The organism is Corynebacterium lipophilum (assembly GCF_024102595.1).
Classification (GTDB): Bacteria; Actinomycetota; Actinomycetes; order Mycobacteriales; family Mycobacteriaceae; genus Corynebacterium; species Corynebacterium pseudogenitalium.
In genome coordinates this window covers 1-14,750 of the sequence record NZ_JAEUWV010000028.1, presented here as the reverse complement: position 1 = coordinate 14,750, position 14,750 = coordinate 1, and the positions used below count along the sequence as shown (strand labels likewise).

Below are 14,750 nucleotides of genomic sequence, written 5' to 3'. Positions count from 1 at the left end.
CCGACGGCATTCTTGGTGCAAGTATTTGACTCCTTGCGAGTACGAATCTCGTTGCGCGTAGCGATACGCTAGAGTTGAACCCATTATTTGACCACCCCATGGTGTCTACTTTTCAGGGGTCGGCCCCCAATGACCATCTCACGGATGTAGTCAGGTGAATACCTTCCCCGATATGCTTCATCAACGCTGCGTTTGGCTCGTTGAATACCATCTAAACCATCAGTGGTGGGCTTTGATAACTGTAATGCGCGGGCCCAGCGCTTGATATCGCAAGACTGGATTGCCTGTCGGGTGCACCACGGGCCTTTCGTGCCGTACGGCAACCGGTTATAAATCGTGATCATTTGCCGCTGTTGTGCTGGATGAAACCACCTGCCAGAGCCAGTACTGCGGTACGGGGAGAACACGAACGCTACTGCTTGAAGTGAGGCCAACGTGTCTTCATCGAGTACTTGCCCCGCTGCCAGCACACGCGGTGGCATTGCTAGGATCTCTTTGACTTCCTCGCGTGATGTTTTAGTCTTGCCCCCGTGGGTCCTTACCGGGGTTGCAACGGTCGGTGGTGACGTCAACGCTGACGGCACCAACTCAGGCAACTGTGGGTCGGTCATGAACAAAACCTCCTATGGATTGACGTTCACAACCATCCTGTCACTAAGGGAAACCAAGGAATATGGTGCGCGTCCCGCTGCACCAGTGACAAAAGACACACCCCTTGTTGGCTAGCCCTTTTGTGACCTGCGGTTATGCCGACCCTACTTTTTCGAGTTGCGTCCTTTGTCACTCGCCTCTTTTCCCAAGCACCAAATTCCCTCCCACGAGGGGTGCGACCTGGGGAAACGCAAAACCCACCCGCCGAAATACTGGAATTTGGTGCGCGTTTCCGCCTAGAGTCCGCCTAGAGGAGATCCTGCGCCGCCTCACGCGCGTTGCCGATCACTGCCGGGACCCCAACCCCGGCAACCCAGGCGCCTGTCACACCAACGCCGTCGATACCGGCGAGGGCGTCCTGGACCTTGGCCACGGTGGCCAGGTGGGTGGCGTCGTAACGCGGGAGGCCGCCGAGCCAGCGCTGGACGAAGATCTCCTCGACGCCGGCGGCGCGGCCGTCGAAGCCGGTGATGGTCTGCAGGTCGTCGAGGGCCCAGTCCACGAGGTCATCTTCGCTGGCGGTCAGGGCGACGTTGTCGCCGTAGCGGCCGAAGCTGGCGCGTACAAGGGCGCCGCCGCGCTCGGCGAGGTGCGGCCACTTACGCGACGAAAGCGTGAATGCCTTGGCGTGCACGTCCTTCGCATCGGTGCTGACCAGCACGCCGGAGTTCTCCGGCAGGCCCTCGTCGGTGGCGAAGCGCAGGCCCACCACGGCGGAGTTCGCCAACTCGACGGAGCGAAGCGCCTCGGAGGCCTCAGGGGCGATGTCGCGAAGCAGCAGCGCGGTCGTCGGCGCCGGGGTGGCCAACAGCACGCGGTCGTAGACGGTGTCTTCGCCACCCTTGAGGCGGAACCCCTCGCCCTCACGGCTGATGGACGGTATGAAGGCATCGACGTAGATGTTCGCGCCGGACTGCTCGGCGAGCGCCTCGTAGAGCTCCTGGTAGCCCTCGCGGAAGGTAGCGAAAATGGGCGCAGGCTTCGAGGGCTTCGAGGCCTCAGAAGACCCAGCCGCGGCGACGGCCTTCTTCCGGGCGGCCTCCAGGTTGGCGACCGCGGTGGACAGGTGCACCGGGCCGTCGGCGGCCAAGCGGTCGAACTCGGCGGCGAGCTGCGGCACGGTAGCGCGAACGCCCAGGTCATCGGCGGTGCAGGAGTACACCCCGCCAAGCAGGGAGGAAACGATGTTGTCCACGACGTCGTCGCCGTAGCGCTCGCGGACCAGGGCGCCGACGCTCATGTCGCCGCCGATGGTCCACTCGAAGCCCTCGCGCTCCGCCTCGGTGTCGATGCGCCGCGCGGTTTCCTCGCTGACCAGGTGCGCGACCGGTTCGGAGGTAGATGGGATCCCCATCATGCCGCCTGCCGGCATAGCGCGGGTTTCGCCGTCGACGTACAGCAGGGAGCGCATCCCCGATGGGGAGACCAGCGAGTCTTGCAGGCCCAGCTCTTCGACGAGCTGCTTTGCTTCCGGGCGGCGCGCAATGAAGGCTTCTGCTCCCATATCGGTGGGGCCGCCGTCGAACGCAACGGTGTACAGCTTGCCGCCGATGCGGTCGTTGCCTTCGTAGACGTCGACGGTGTGGCCGGAGTTGCGCAGCTCAAACGCTGCGGTCAGCCCGGCAAGCCCTGCACCGACAATGGCGATATTCAATGGGGATCTCCTTAATTTATTGAATTTATGCTTCGTGGATCATTGCGACGGCGTCGGTGATGGCGCCTGCATCGGTGGTCGGCAAGACGCCGTGCCCGAGGTTGAAGATGTGGCCGGTGGCGGTGCCGGCGTCGATAGCTCGGGCGGCCTCCGCCTTGATGCGGCGCACTTCTTCCTGCACCACGGCGGGACCGGCGAAGAGCATCGCCGGGTCAAGGTTGCCCTGCAGCACGCGCGGGGACGCAAAGCGCTTCGCAGCGACGTCGAGCGGCACGCGCCAATCGACACCCATCACCTCGGAACCGGCCTCCGACATCGCGCCAAGCAGCTCACCCGTGGCCACACCGAAGTGGATGCGCGGGATCACGCCCTCGACTTCCTTCAGGATCTCGACGGAGTACGGCAGGACGTGCTCACGGTAGTCGGCCTCGGTGAGGAAGCCTGCCCAGGAGTCGAAGAGCTGCATGGCGTCGATGCCGGCGTCGACCTGCGTGCGCAGGAACGCGCTGATGGTCGGCACGAGGCGGTGCATCAGGGCGTGCCACGTGTCCGGGTCGCCGTGCATCATGGCCTTCGTCTTCTCGTGATTCTTGCTCGGTCCGCCCTCGATGAGGTAGCTGGCCAGCGTAAACGGTGCGCCGACAAAGCCGATCAGGGCCTGGGTATCGGTGAGCTCGTCGAGAATAATCTCGATGCCCTTCGCCACTTCCTCAACGTTGTGGTCCAGCACCGGCAAATTATCGACGTCTTCTCGCGTCCTAATCGCTTTCTCCATCACTGGGCCGCGGCCCGGCACGATCTCCACGCCGATGCCCGCCGCTTTCAGCGGCACAACGATATCGGAAAAGAGGATCGCCGCATCCATGTCGTGGCGGCGCACCGGCTGCATCGTGATCTCCGCGAGGAGCTCCGGCATGAAGCAGGAGTCCAGCATGGAGATGCCTTCACGGACTTTGCGGTATTCCGGCAGCGAGCGCCCGGCCTGGCGCATAAACCACACCGGGGTGCGTGAGGGCGTGCGGCCGTTGGCGGCCTCAATGAGCGGGGCAGAAGAAAGGTCGCGTCTGGTCATAGTCCCCCACCCTACCGCCGTTGCGGTTTAGGAGGGAAAATGATTTGCCCGCGAGGAGTGCGCCTCAATCACGAGCGAGCTGCCGAGCATGAGCAGCGTGGCCCCCACCGGGGGCAGCACGCCGATCGCGGCAAGCACAATCGCGGTGGAGTTGTACGCCCAGGCGAAGATCATGTTGTAGTCGATGATGTGGCACACGCGGCGCGCGTGCGCGATGAGCTGCGGGACGGCGGAGACGTCGTCGCGGATCAGCACGGCGTTGCAGGCGCGGGCGATGGTGGAGGACTGGGCGTCGATAATGTCGTCGGTGGCGTAGAGCAGGCCGACGTCCGCCACCTTGATAGTGGGAAGCGCGGTGGCGTCGCCGATCATGGCCACCGTGGCGCCCTTCGTGTGGATGGCACGAACCGCCCCCGGCTTGTCCGGCGCGGTAATGCCGGCGAGCACGTTGGACATACCCAAAAAGTCGGCAAAGCGGCGGGCAACCGGGTAGGTATCGCGGGTGAGCATCACCGTCTCTACGCCCATCTGTTCCAGGCGGTTGATGGCCTCGTGGGCGTCGTCCTTCGCGGGGTCGTAGAGGGTGATCACGCCGCGGTCCTTGCCGCGCCAGCGCACCACTACAGGGGTGCCTCCGGCGGTCGCGGCCATCGCGAGGCGGCCGTGCAGCTGGGACAGGTTCGTGGGGCGCCACAGGCAGGCGTCGAAGGACTCGGTGCGGTCCTCGTCCTCGTCGCCGTAGGTCAAGGTGAGGCGGCCGCGGAACTCGCCGCCGGGCGTGATTTCCTCGTTGCTCATCTCGATCCACGACGGCACATCGGCGCTCTTCGTGCGCCCATCGCGCGCCTCACGCGCCGCCTTCACCATCGCGCGTGCCGACGGGTGGTTGGACTCCACCGACAGCGCACCCGCCACGCGCATCACCATCTCCGGGCTTTCGCCGCGCTCCGCGGTGACGGTCTCCACCGTCATCTGCGGCTTGACAAGGGTGCCCACGCGGTTGAACACGGCCGTGTCCGTCGACTCCAGCGCGCGGAAGGTTTCGCCGTCGCGGATCAGGATGCCGTTTCGCACCGCCGACTCAATGCCGAGGCGGATCGCCAGCGAAGGCGAAATCGCCAGCGCCACCGGCGCCACCACCACCAAGATGGCCAACGCCGTGGAAAAGCCAGCATTGTAGTTGCCGGTCAGCAGCACCCACAGCCCAAAATCTAAGATAGCCAGCGCATAGGCCGCCGGGATGAGCAGGCCCGCCGCGCGCGTGGACATCAACGTGGCCTCGTTCTGGTGGCGCAGCACCGCGTCCACCCAGCGCTCCACCGCGCCCAGGCGGGTGGTGTGTCCGACGCGCTCCACGCGCATCTTGATCTTGCCGCTGCGCAGCACCGACCCGGCGCGCACCGTTGAGCCGACTTTCACCTCGGAAGGCTCGCGGGCGTCGATAATCTGGGGGTTCAACACGCCAGAGCCGCCGACCACCTCGCCGTCGGCAGGGATGATCTCGCCCGCGTGGACGTAGACGTCATCCCCCTTGTTCAGCTCGACTGCCGGGAAGTCTTCCTCCGTCACGTTGCCCGCCCGCGAACGACGCACCACCTTGTACACCGCGTCCGGATCAGGGTTGCGGGCCTGCAAATCCTCCATGAGGCGGGGGCGAGCGCGCATGGTGAAGTAGCGTCCCACCAGCAACAACGTGGTCACGGCGCAGGAGACCTCGAAGAAGATCTCAACGTCGTGGCCCATCTGGTGCGGCACCCAGCCACTACTGGTAGTCCAGCCGATCTGCCCGGCGGACGTCAGCACCACCGCGACCAGCGACCACAGCCAAGCGGCCAAAATCGCGATCGAGCTCGCGCCGTCCAGCGCGGAAATCCCGCGGCGCACGCCACCGAGCATCGCGCGGTGGAACGGGAACGCGCACCACAGTGCGACCGGCGTGGACAACGCCAACGAACACCACTGCCAGCCCGGGAACTGGAACTGCGGCACGTACGCCATCAGGACGACCGGGATGCTCAGCACAATAGCGATCCACATGCGAAGCGGCGTGACCAAGTCGCGGGCGGTAAACAGTACGTCCTGGCCACGCATCATGCCGCGGCGCCGTCGGGCAGTGCGCACGAACCCGCTCGCGCGCGCCGTGCGCAGGGAGCGCTGCTCGTGTTCCTTCATCCGGCGCATCCGGCCGGACATGCCGCGCGTGCCGCGCCGCGGCAGCGTGTGATCCACCACCGAGTGGCCCTGGGCGCGGCGGCGCAGCGTCGAATCCGTCAGCTGCACCTCCACCCCGAAGCGCTGCATCACCTCGGCGATCGTGTGCGGTGCCGTGGTGTCCGGCGCGGTCACCCACGCCATCTTCGTCGGGTACACCAGGCGCGCCTGCACGCCCGGCAGCTCCTCGAGGGCCTCCTCGATGTCGCGCAGCTGCGCGCCGTCCTCCAGGCCCTCGAGCTCGAACGCGTAGGAAGCGTGGGGGCGCAACGGGTTGCCGTTGCTGTCCTCGGAGTGGCGCGAGTCCGGGTCGAAGCCGGCGTCCTTGGCCGCCAGGCGGGCGTCGTCAATTGAGCGCGTCACATTATCAGCCATGCGCCGTTACTCCACTTCTTCCCTACTGCTGCTACTGCTCAGCCGGACGCAGATAGTCCTGCGATTCCTTCCGGGAAGCATAGAACAGCCCCAATGCTCCCGCCACACCGACCACGATCTGCACCGCACCGTCGACGGCGAACAGCGCAACCGGCACTTTAGTCGCAGCGGGCGTCATCAAGAAGAGCGTGAGCACGCGCACCGCGAAGAAGACCGAGAAGACCTGCAGCACCCGCGTGGCGTTGAGCATCCACTTTCCGCGGCGCTGCACTGAGCGCAGCGCCAGGACAAACACCACGATGATGCCCAGCTGCAGCAGCGCCATCAGCACAACCGTGGCGTACATGCTCGCCTGCATCATGTTCTCCGGGATCGCCTCCGACTGGTTCTTCGCGGCCTGGTTCGCCGCCTCGCGCAGCGCAGCCGGGTCGAGCACCGTCACCACCACGGCGAGGATCTGGTGCAGGAGCTCACCGAGGATCATCACTGCCCACGCGCCGAGGAGATAGCGCACCGCCTCGGGCTGTTGCTGCGTCGGCTCGTCCTTCCGGTGTCTCGGTGGCAGGGCCGGGGCCTGCGCCGCGGGAGGTGTGTTAGCCATGAAGCTCCTTCAGCGCACGCGCGCCCTCGATTGCGTAGTACGTCAAAATCTGGTCCGCGCCAGCACGCTTGATAGAGGTCAGCGACTCCATCATGGTCGCCTCGAAGTCGATCCAACCGTTTTGACCAGCGGCCACCATCATCGCGTACTCGCCCGAAACCTGGTACGCCGCCACCGGCACCGGCGACATGTCCGCCACGCGGCTGAGCACATCCAGGTACGGCAGCGCAGGCTTGACCATGACGAAGTCCGCGCCTTCCTCAATATCGAGCTCGGTCTCGAGCAGGGACTCGCGCACGTTCGCCGGGTCCTGCTGGTACGTGCGGCGGTCGCCCTTCAGGGAGGAGCCGACCGCGTCGCGGAACGGCCCGAAGAACTTCGACGCGTACTTCGCCGAGTACGCCATGATGGCCACGTCCTGGTAGCCCTCGGCGTCGAGCCCCTCGCGGATCACGCCGATCTGCCCGTCCATCATCCCCGACGGGCTCACGATGTGCGCGCCCGCAGCGGCCTGCGCCAGCGCCATATCGCGGTAGAGATCCAAGGTGGCATCGTTATCCACCACCTGATTGCCATACTTATCGACGCCCACTACGCCACAGTGCCCGTGGTCCGTGAACTCATCCAGGCAGGTATCGGCCATAATCAGCAGATCCTCGCCGAACTCCTCGCGCAGTGCGCGCACGTTCCGGTTCAGGATGCCCTCCGGGTCCCACGCGACGGAACCCGTGGCGTCCTTATCCTCATCGAGCGGCACGCCGAAGAGGTCCACACAGCGGATCCCCTCCTCGAGTGCCTCGTGGCAGATCGCCTTCAGGGTGTCCGTGGTGTGCTGGTACACGCCCGGCATGGAGGCAATCTCTCGGCGTTCGGTGATGCCATCAGCCACGAACAACGGCAAAATAAAATCGGCCGGAGCCAGTCGCGTCTCCGCGGTGAGCTGCCGAATCGCAGGATTCTGGCGGAGGCGACGTGGACGGCGTGGAAGATGATATGTAGTCATGTGCTACATCATAACGCCGGTTTCCGACGCGCCCTCCGCTTCTTCCGCGGCGGCGGCAGCTCCCCAGCTGCCCGCAGGGCAGCGACGTGCTCGGCAAGCGCGTCCACCAGCGACGGCACGTCCGCAACCTCTGGTACGACGTCGACACGCAGCCCCTGCTCGCGCGCTGCCTCAGCCGCCATTGGGCCGATGCACGCGATGATCGTGCGCTGGTGCGGCTTACCCGCGATGCCAACCAGATTGCGCACCGTCGAGCCGGACGTGAAGCAGACTGCGTCAAACCCGCCGGTCTTGATCATGTCGCGCACCTCAGGAGCTGGCGGGGCCGCGCGCACCGTGCGGTAGGCCACGACGTCCTCGACGTCCCAGCCCTTCTCAATCAGGCCATCCACCAGCACGTTCGTACCGATGTCCGCCCGCGGCAGCAGCACCCGCGAGACCGGGTCGATGTCCTCGACGTACTCGGGGAACACCTCCACCAGGCCAGCGGCGTTCTGTTTCGTGCGGTGCGGCAGCAGCTCCGGGCTCATCCCTAGCGCGCGCAGTGCCTCCGCCGTCTTGCGGCCGACCGCCGCCAGGTGCACACCCGCGAACGCGCGGGCGTCCAAGCCAAGCTGCTCGAACTTCTTCCACACCGCGTGCACAGCGTTCGTCGAGGTGAACACCACCCACTGGTAGCGGCCCTCCACGATCCCCTTAATCGCGCGGTCCATCTGCGCCGGGTTGCGCGGCGGCTCCAGAGAAATCGTCGGCACCGACTGCGGGATCGCCCCGTACGACGCCAGGCGGCTGCTCATCGCCTCCGCCTGCTCCTTCGCACGCGGCACCAGCACTCGCCACCCGTACAAAGGACGGTTTTCCCACCACGAAAACTTCGATCGATCATCATTCACAGTACCGAGCGTCACCACCAAAGAACCAGGCAGATCCGCCGTCACCGAGTCCATGGTTGCCAGGGTCTCCAGGGTCGCATCGACCGTGCGCTGCAGCCGCGTCGTTCCGTTGGCCGTGACGCTGCACGCCAGCTCACCCGGGAACCCGCGCTGCATCAACTGCGACGCCATCTCCGGCAGCTGCTCGCGCACCGCCTGCAACACCAACGGCTGCGGCGCCTGCGACAACTGGTCCCAGTCCACCGGCCCGTTCGCCAGATCTGCTTCCGTATACGTTGAACCAAGCGCGATACCCGCAAAGGACGGCACCGTCGACGGCAGCGACATCCCCGGCACAATCTGGAACTCCAGGCCGGCGGCCGCCACCGCGGCGATCTCCTCCCGCACGGCATCGCGCGTCAGCGGGTTCCCGCTGACCAGACGGATCACATCCCCGTCACCGTCATCCCCCTTGCGGATCACCTCGGCCGCCGCCTGCAGCGCCGAGCGCAACCGCGCAACAATATCGTCCGCGCCAAGTGGCACCTCTTCAACCTCAGCCGCGGTCGGGTCCGCAGGCCTCGGCGGGCGACGCCGCGCCCCCGACGCCTTCGCCTCCGCACACATCGCCTCATACTGCGCCTCAGCAGCGTCAATCTTCTCCTGCGGCACCGCGCACGCTGCGGCAAGAACATTTCGGACACCCTCAAGAACATCTGGTTCCACCAACGCGATAGAATTGCGTTCCATCACCTGGCGAGCGCGAATCGTCAGCAAATCGGGATTGCCAGGTCCGGCACCGACGAAGATCACCTTCCCCGGCTGGGGCGTGATTGAGGGCAGTGTCATCAAAATGGTCTTTTCTGGTCTTGTATAAGGCGTAAAGAAGTGTCCCGGCGTACAGCGAGTCCCAAAGGGACCCCTATACACCGAGACGATTGGACGTATGGTAATTACACCTTAATTTGCATACGCCGTGTTTCAAAACCTGTTTCAAAACCAGTCTGAAAACTTACTGCATAATTTCTGCCGCCCCGCGCCCAATCAGCGTCTGCGCAAGCTGTGTGCCCAGCTCACGGGCGTCCGTGCCTGTTGCCTCCTCAATCAGCTGCTTGGAGCCATCCAGGGCGAATACCCCCGCCCGCAAGGTAATGGTGCCGTCAGCGATGGTCGCGTGCGCCGCAACCGGGGCCGTGCAACCCGCTTCCAGGGTTGCCAGCACCTGGCGCTCCGCCGCCGCGCACGCAAAGGAATCCGCGTGCAGCAGCTTGTCCAGGCCCTCGCGCAGCGCGGTGTCGTCGACGCGGCACTCGACGGCCAGCGCGCCCTGCGCCGGAGCCGGCATGAACACCTCAGCATCGAAGACTTGGGTGGCGCGGTCCGCGAACCCACCACGGACCAAGCCCGCATACGCCAGGACAATCGCGTCCATCTCGCCGCTTTCCACCCGGCCCATGCGCGTCTCAATGTTGCCTCGCAGCGGGAGGATCTCAAGGTCAGGGCGCAGCGCGCGCAGCTGGGAAACACGGCGCGGCGCCGAGGTGCCCACCTTCGCGCCTTTCGGCAGCGTGTCCAGCGTCAGGCCGTCGCGGGCGATGAGTGCCTCGCGGTGGTCTTCGCGCTCCGGAACGATCAGGTAGGTGCGGGGCTCTGGGGCCGTCGGCAAGTCCTTGAAGGAGTGCACGGCGACGTCCACCTCGCCGTCGAAGAGGGCGTCGCGAAGCGCAGACGTAAACACGCCGACGCCGATGCGTTCCACCGGCGCGTGGGAAACATCCCCGGCAGTTTTCACAATGTGCAGCTCAGACGGGTAACCGTGCGCGATCAGGGCATCACGCATGTGACCCGCCTGCGTCGTGGCCAAGTGCGAACCCCGCGTACCAATTTTCAGCATGTAAATTACGACTCCTTCAACTTCAATTCGTCGGGACTCGGCAACCGGTCCATATCAGTAGCAGCCGACACGGGGCGCACCCCAAACAGCTCCTCAACGGCGGTCTCCAGGCTAATCGAGTCCGAGCTCGCCGCCAGCTCCTTAATCTTCACCGTCGGCTTATGCAGCAGCTTATCCACCACACGCTTCACCGACCGCGCCACCTGCTGGAAGTCCTCTTCTCCCAGGTCAGGAAGACGCTTGCGCAGCCGCGCCAGCTCCTCCTCCGAGATCTCCGCACCAATCCGGCGCAGCTGCGCCACCGCCGGCGCCACCTCGCGCATCCGCTGCTCGGAGCTAAAGGCCTGCACTTCCTCGGCCACGATCGCCTCTGCGGCCTGCAGCGCCTTCGAGTCCTCCGAGTCCGCGTTGTGCAGCTGCTCGTGCAGGTACTCGATGTTGATCAAGTGCACGCCTTCGTGTTCCAGCACCGAATTGTCAATATCGCGCGGCAGCGACAAATCAATCAGCATCGTCGGCCCCGAGATGTCCTCGCCCGAAATGGTGAACCCATCCGACGCCGTCGCCGACACCGTAATATCCACACGCCCCAACGCCCCCGCGCGCGCATTAAAGTCCACGACCTCCGCAGCCACCCCGGCCTCCCGGGCATGCTCCGCCAACCGCTCCGCACGCGAGCGAGTGCGGTTCGCAATAATCAACTTATCGACGCCCCTCTTGCCCAAATGCGTCGCCGCCAACGAGCTCATCGCACCAGCCCCCAACACCAGCGCAGTCTGGCCCTCCAGCGTGTCTATCCCCATCGTCTCCATCGCCGTATCCAGCGCGAAGGTCACCATCGAGCCGCCCGCATCATCAATCGACGTCTCCGTGTGCACACGCTTGCCCGTATGCAACGCCGACTGCGCCAACGAATGCAACGCCGGGCCCACCGTGCCCTGCTCCGCCGCGTGCGTATACGCGGTACGCACCTGCCCGATGATCTGCTGCTCCCCCACCACCATGGAGTCCAGGCCGGACGCGACCGTCAACAAGTGCTCCGCAGCCGCGTCCGAATACCGCACGTACAGGTAGCCGCGCAGCTCCGCCTCACTCACCCCGGAAACCTCGGCCAGCACCGCCAACACATCCTGCACACCCGCATGGAACGCGTTGGCAACCGTGTACACCTCAAGGCGATTACACGTCGAAATGATCATCGCCTCAGACAACGACGAGCGCTCCACCAGCGCCGACGCCGCCGAATGCTGCACCGCATCATCCATACTCAAGCGTTCCAACAACGCAACGGGCGCCGAGCGGTGCGACATCCCTACAACGAGAACACTCACTCAATCCCTCCAGTCAGCCGTGAATCAAACCAAAGGATAGCGCGTCACTCTGACAGCGCCTCGGCCAGGTCCGCGTTATCCACTTCCCAACACGCGAACTCGTCCCCATCAATCACCACAACCGGGACACGATCCCCGAACTCGGCGTTGAGCGACGGAGAGGCGTCGACATCTACAAGCGTGAGCTGCGCACCGCACTGCTCGACCACCGGGGCGATCTGCGCAGCCACACGCTCGCACGACCCGCAGGTCGCGCGCACCATCAGTTCAACCTGTTTCATCTCTCCGCCAATCTTGTTTACGATACAAACTATCACGTCTGCCACACGGTGAAAGGCTCGCTGGCAATGTCCGACCACAAAGAACTCCTGGCCCAATGGTCACTCACCCAAGGCAACCTTCGCCGCTTCCTCGAAGAAGTTGCCCTCCCACCTCTCGACGCCGAATCCCAGCGCACCGCTGGTAACGCCGCCGCAGCCGCCGCCATCGAAGAAACCTTCGGCATCAGCATCGAAGAATTCGCCACCGGCGTCGACTCCGTCGGCGGCGCCTTCAAAACCGCCGGCCGGGAGAAAATCACCCAGCCCGACCCCGACGTCCCCCAAGACACCGAGGCGGCCGCGTTCTTCGACATCGACAACACCCTCATCCAGGGCTCCTCGCTCATCCTGCTGGCCAAAGGCTTGGCCAAGCAGCGCTTCATCACCCTTCGCGAGCTCCTGCCCGCCCTGACCAAGCAAATCCGCTACCGCGTCTCCGGCTCCGAAAGCGCCAAAGACATCGCCAAAGGCCGCGAACAGGCCCTCCAAGTAGTCAAAGGCAAGAACGTCGAGCAGCTCAAAGAGCTCTGCGCCGAAATCGTCGACCGCCAAATGCTCGACAAGACCTACCAATCAACTATCGACGCCGCGTCCCGCCACATCGCCCAAGGCCAACAAGTCTGGCTGGTCTCCGCCACCCCGGTCCAAATCGGCCAGGCGCTCGCGGAACGCCTCGGCTTCACCGGTGCACTCGGCACCGTCGCCGAAGAGGAAAACGGCAAGTTCACCGGCCGCCTCGTCGGCGACATCCTCCACGGCCCCGGCAAGCAGCACGCCGTGGCGGCACTGGCGGCCATCCAGAAGCTCGACCTGGAAAAGTGCACCGCCTACTCCGACAGCATCAACGACCTGCCGATGCTGTCCATGGTCGGCAACCCCGTCGCCATCAACCCTGACCGTGCGCTGCGCCGCTACGCGACCGGCCAAGGCTGGACCATCGAGGACTACCGCTCCCTACGCCGGTACATGCTCCCGGCCCTCGGCGCTCTGGCGGGCGGCGCGCTCGCTGCCGGTGTCGCGGCTGGCGTGGTGGCGCTGCGTCGACGGTAGTTCTTAGGAACCCTGCACCAAATTCCTATTTTTTCGCGAGCGGATCTGAAAAAGCCCAGGTCGCTGAAATTGAATGAGGGAATTTGGTGCGGGCATCACCGCTCAAGCCACTCCGAACGCAGCAATCCGTGGCGGGAGCATGCCGCCGACCACGCCATCGGCGAAATCTTCACCACCATCCGCCGCTGGCACAGCGGGCAGATGCGTGGCGCGTCGTAGGGGCGGGCCGGGTCGAGGGGCCAGGCGATGTCGCCAGAGAGGATGGCGTCGGCAAGATCGGTGTTGTCTGGAATGCGCATCAGAGTGACTTGATCGTGTCGTAGAGGATGCCGTGGCCGGAGTTCACCTTCTGGCCGACGGGCGAGATACCCAGGTTGATGCGCGGCCGGGAGCTCCCGTCAAGGACGCGGTCCACGGCGTCGCGGTCCTTCTCTATCGGACGGCCAAACGTGGTCAGATAATTACCGCCGATGATGGCGTTCGCGCCGCCCATCAGGCCGGCTTCGGTGCCGTCGTCGCCAAGGGCGAGCTCGGTGCCACCGGCGAAGCGCAGCTGGGTTGTGGGCATAGCCAAGCGGAACGCGGCGACGGCCCGAAGCGCCTCCCCCTGCGGGACGAGTGGCCGGTCGGCGAACGGGGTGCCGGGACGTGGGTCGAGGAAGTTCATCGGCACTTCGTGTGGCTGGATCTCGGCGAGCTGGGTGGCGAACTCAGCCCGCTGCTCAATCGTCTCCCCCAGACCAATGATCCCGCCACAGCAGGTCTCCATCCCCTCAGCGAGCACGTGCTCGAGAGTGTCCTTGCGTTCCTGCCAGGTGTGGGTGGTGACCACGTTCGGGAAGAAGGATTCAGCGGTTTCGAAGTTGTGGTTATAGCGGGACACGCCCATCTGCGCGAGTTGGCGCGCCTGTTCACGGGTCAGAATGCCAAGCGAGGCAGAAATAGAGATGTCCACCTCCTCCCGAATGGCAGTCACCGCCGCCGCAACCTGGTCCAGCAGGTCCTGCGTCGGGCCTTTCACGGCGGCGACGATACAGAACTCGGAGGCGCCCATCTTCTCGGACTGCTTCGCGGCCTCCACGAGCTCGTCGATATTCAGGGTGACGGCACGGACCGGGGACTCAAACAGTCCGGACTGGGAGCAGAAGTGGCAGTCCTCGGGGCAACCGCCAGTCTTCAGGGAGATGATGCCCTCCAGGGAGACGTCGACGCCACAGTGCTTGATGCGAACCTGATGGGCTAGATCGAGCAGTTCCGGCAGGTGTTCGTCCTCGATGGTGAGGATCTGCACGAGCTCTTCCTTGTTCAGGCCTTCGCCCCGCTCAAGGGCTTTTTCGCGTGCGATGTCGAGGATGTCGGTCATGGTTTTGCGCTCCGTTCAGTGCGGGGACGTGTTGTAAGTACGCATCAGTGTAGACCGCAATTGAACACCGTTCAGGTGTTTCGTGCCCCAACCTCCACCCACATCAAAAAGTTCCCGCGATCACAGAAATCCGAGGAACTTTTCGCAATTTCGGGGTACTCCACCCGCCCGAACACCCGCCTGACCTGCAAAGTGTAGTAACAGGAATGTAGTAATCCGCTTTTTTGGGAGCGCGGACATTTTGTTGGAGTGTTGAGGGCTGGAAGGTATTCCGATGCCCGCAAAGTTCCCCGACACCGTCCGCGAGTCCGCGGTCGACAAGTACTTCGAAGGCATGACCACCCCCGAGGTCT

13 protein-coding genes are annotated in these 14,750 nt (G+C 64.7%); 1 reads left to right on the top strand and 12 read right to left on the bottom strand.

Annotation, left to right across the window (positions count from 1 at the left end; all coding sequences use genetic code 11):
* Positions 1–83: 83 nt before the first annotated feature.
* The 10 genes from JMN37_RS10840 to JMN37_RS10795 all read right to left on the bottom strand — a co-directional run bounded on the left by JMN37_RS10840 (position 84) and on the right by JMN37_RS10795 (position 11,945).
* The gene (locus JMN37_RS10840) at positions 84–611 is read right to left on the bottom strand and encodes a hypothetical protein (protein ID WP_252932163.1); all 528 of its coding nucleotides are present in this window, start codon (positions 609–611) and stop codon (positions 84–86) included.
* Positions 612–898: 287 nt separating this feature from the next.
* On the bottom strand, positions 899–2,305 hold the full coding sequence (locus JMN37_RS10835) for a protoporphyrinogen oxidase (RefSeq protein WP_252932162.1): 1,407 nt from the start codon (positions 2,303–2,305) through the stop codon (positions 899–901).
* Positions 2,306–2,330: 25 nt separating this feature from the next.
* Complete coding sequence (gene hemE / locus JMN37_RS10830) at positions 2,331–3,377, bottom strand: uroporphyrinogen decarboxylase (protein ID WP_252932161.1); 1,047 nt, start codon at positions 3,375–3,377, stop codon at positions 2,331–2,333.
* Positions 3,378–3,404: 27 nt separating this feature from the next.
* Positions 3,405–5,963 carry a heavy metal translocating P-type ATPase gene (locus JMN37_RS10825; RefSeq protein ID WP_252932160.1) on the bottom strand — a complete coding sequence of 853 codons (2,559 nt, stop codon included), beginning with the start codon at positions 5,961–5,963 and terminating at the stop codon, positions 3,405–3,407.
* Positions 5,964–5,994: 31 nt separating this feature from the next.
* On the bottom strand, positions 5,995–6,564 hold the full coding sequence (locus tag JMN37_RS10820) for a hypothetical protein (protein ID WP_083433292.1): 570 nt from the start codon (positions 6,562–6,564) through the stop codon (positions 5,995–5,997).
* Positions 6,557–7,567 carry a porphobilinogen synthase gene (gene hemB, locus JMN37_RS10815; RefSeq protein ID WP_070975694.1) on the bottom strand — a complete coding sequence of 337 codons (1,011 nt, stop codon included), beginning with the start codon at positions 7,565–7,567 and terminating at the stop codon, positions 6,557–6,559. The genes JMN37_RS10820 and hemB overlap by 8 nt, the downstream gene beginning before the upstream one ends.
* A gap of 8 nt (positions 7,568–7,575) precedes the next feature.
* Positions 7,576–9,288, bottom strand: a complete 1,713-nt coding sequence (locus JMN37_RS10810) for a bifunctional uroporphyrinogen-III C-methyltransferase/uroporphyrinogen-III synthase (RefSeq protein ID WP_252932159.1) — start codon at positions 9,286–9,288, stop codon at positions 7,576–7,578.
* A 163-nt stretch (positions 9,289–9,451) separates the two neighbouring features.
* Positions 9,452–10,333, bottom strand: a complete 882-nt coding sequence (gene hemC / locus JMN37_RS10805) for a hydroxymethylbilane synthase (RefSeq protein ID WP_070975693.1) — start codon at positions 10,331–10,333, stop codon at positions 9,452–9,454.
* 5 nt (positions 10,334–10,338) lie between these two features.
* Positions 10,339–11,664, bottom strand: coding sequence for a glutamyl-tRNA reductase (locus JMN37_RS10800; protein ID WP_269010989.1), 1,326 nt, complete (start codon positions 11,662–11,664; stop codon positions 10,339–10,341).
* Positions 11,665–11,708: 44 nt separating this feature from the next.
* Complete coding sequence (locus JMN37_RS10795; RefSeq protein ID WP_070363200.1) at positions 11,709–11,945, bottom strand: glutaredoxin family protein; 237 nt, start codon at positions 11,943–11,945, stop codon at positions 11,709–11,711.
* 66 nt (positions 11,946–12,011) lie between these two features.
* Between JMN37_RS10795 and JMN37_RS10790 the strand changes: the two genes are divergently transcribed.
* A complete protein-coding gene (locus JMN37_RS10790) occupies positions 12,012–13,034 on the top strand; it encodes an HAD-IB family hydrolase (RefSeq protein WP_071573906.1) in 1,023 nt (340 codons plus the stop codon).
* A 95-nt stretch (positions 13,035–13,129) separates the two neighbouring features.
* Here the strand turns inward: JMN37_RS10790 and bsaP are convergent, their stop codons facing one another.
* Both bsaP and bioB read right to left on the bottom strand, forming a co-directional pair.
* Positions 13,130–13,333, bottom strand: a complete 204-nt coding sequence (gene bsaP / locus JMN37_RS10785) for a biotin synthase auxiliary protein BsaP (protein ID WP_070363202.1) — start codon at positions 13,331–13,333, stop codon at positions 13,130–13,132.
* Positions 13,333–14,397 (bottom strand): biotin synthase BioB, encoded by a 1,065-nt coding sequence (gene bioB, locus JMN37_RS10780; RefSeq protein ID WP_071573907.1) that lies wholly within the window; start codon positions 14,395–14,397, stop codon positions 13,333–13,335. The genes bsaP and bioB overlap by 1 nt, the downstream gene beginning before the upstream one ends.
* Positions 14,398–14,750 lie beyond the last annotated feature (353 nt).

Coding starts and splice junctions, on each gene's coding strand:
- JMN37_RS10790 (WP_071573906.1), top strand. CDS start 12,012: ATGTCCGACCACAAAGAACTCCTGGCCCAATGGTCACTCACCCAAGGC.
- bsaP (WP_070363202.1), bottom strand. CDS start 13,333: ATGCGCATTCCAGACAACACCGATCTTGCCGACGCCATCCTCTCTGGC.
- JMN37_RS10795 (WP_070363200.1), bottom strand. CDS start 11,945: ATGAAACAGGTTGAACTGATGGTGCGCGCGACCTGCGGGTCGTGCGAG.
- JMN37_RS10810 (WP_252932159.1), bottom strand. CDS start 9,288: ATGACACTGCCCTCAATCACGCCCCAGCCGGGGAAGGTGATCTTCGTC.
- JMN37_RS10820 (WP_083433292.1), bottom strand. CDS start 6,564: ATGGCTAACACACCTCCCGCGGCGCAGGCCCCGGCCCTGCCACCGAGA.
- hemB (WP_070975694.1), bottom strand. CDS start 7,567: ATGACTACATATCATCTTCCACGCCGTCCACGTCGCCTCCGCCAGAAT.
- JMN37_RS10840 (WP_252932163.1), bottom strand. CDS start 611: ATGACCGACCCACAGTTGCCTGAGTTGGTGCCGTCAGCGTTGACGTCA.
- bioB (WP_071573907.1), bottom strand. CDS start 14,397: ATGACCGACATCCTCGACATCGCACGCGAAAAAGCCCTTGAGCGGGGC.
- hemC (WP_070975693.1), bottom strand. CDS start 10,333: ATGCTGAAAATTGGTACGCGGGGTTCGCACTTGGCCACGACGCAGGCG.
- JMN37_RS10825 (WP_252932160.1), bottom strand. CDS start 5,963: ATGGCTGATAATGTGACGCGCTCAATTGACGACGCCCGCCTGGCGGCC.
- hemE (WP_252932161.1), bottom strand. CDS start 3,377: ATGACCAGACGCGACCTTTCTTCTGCCCCGCTCATTGAGGCCGCCAAC.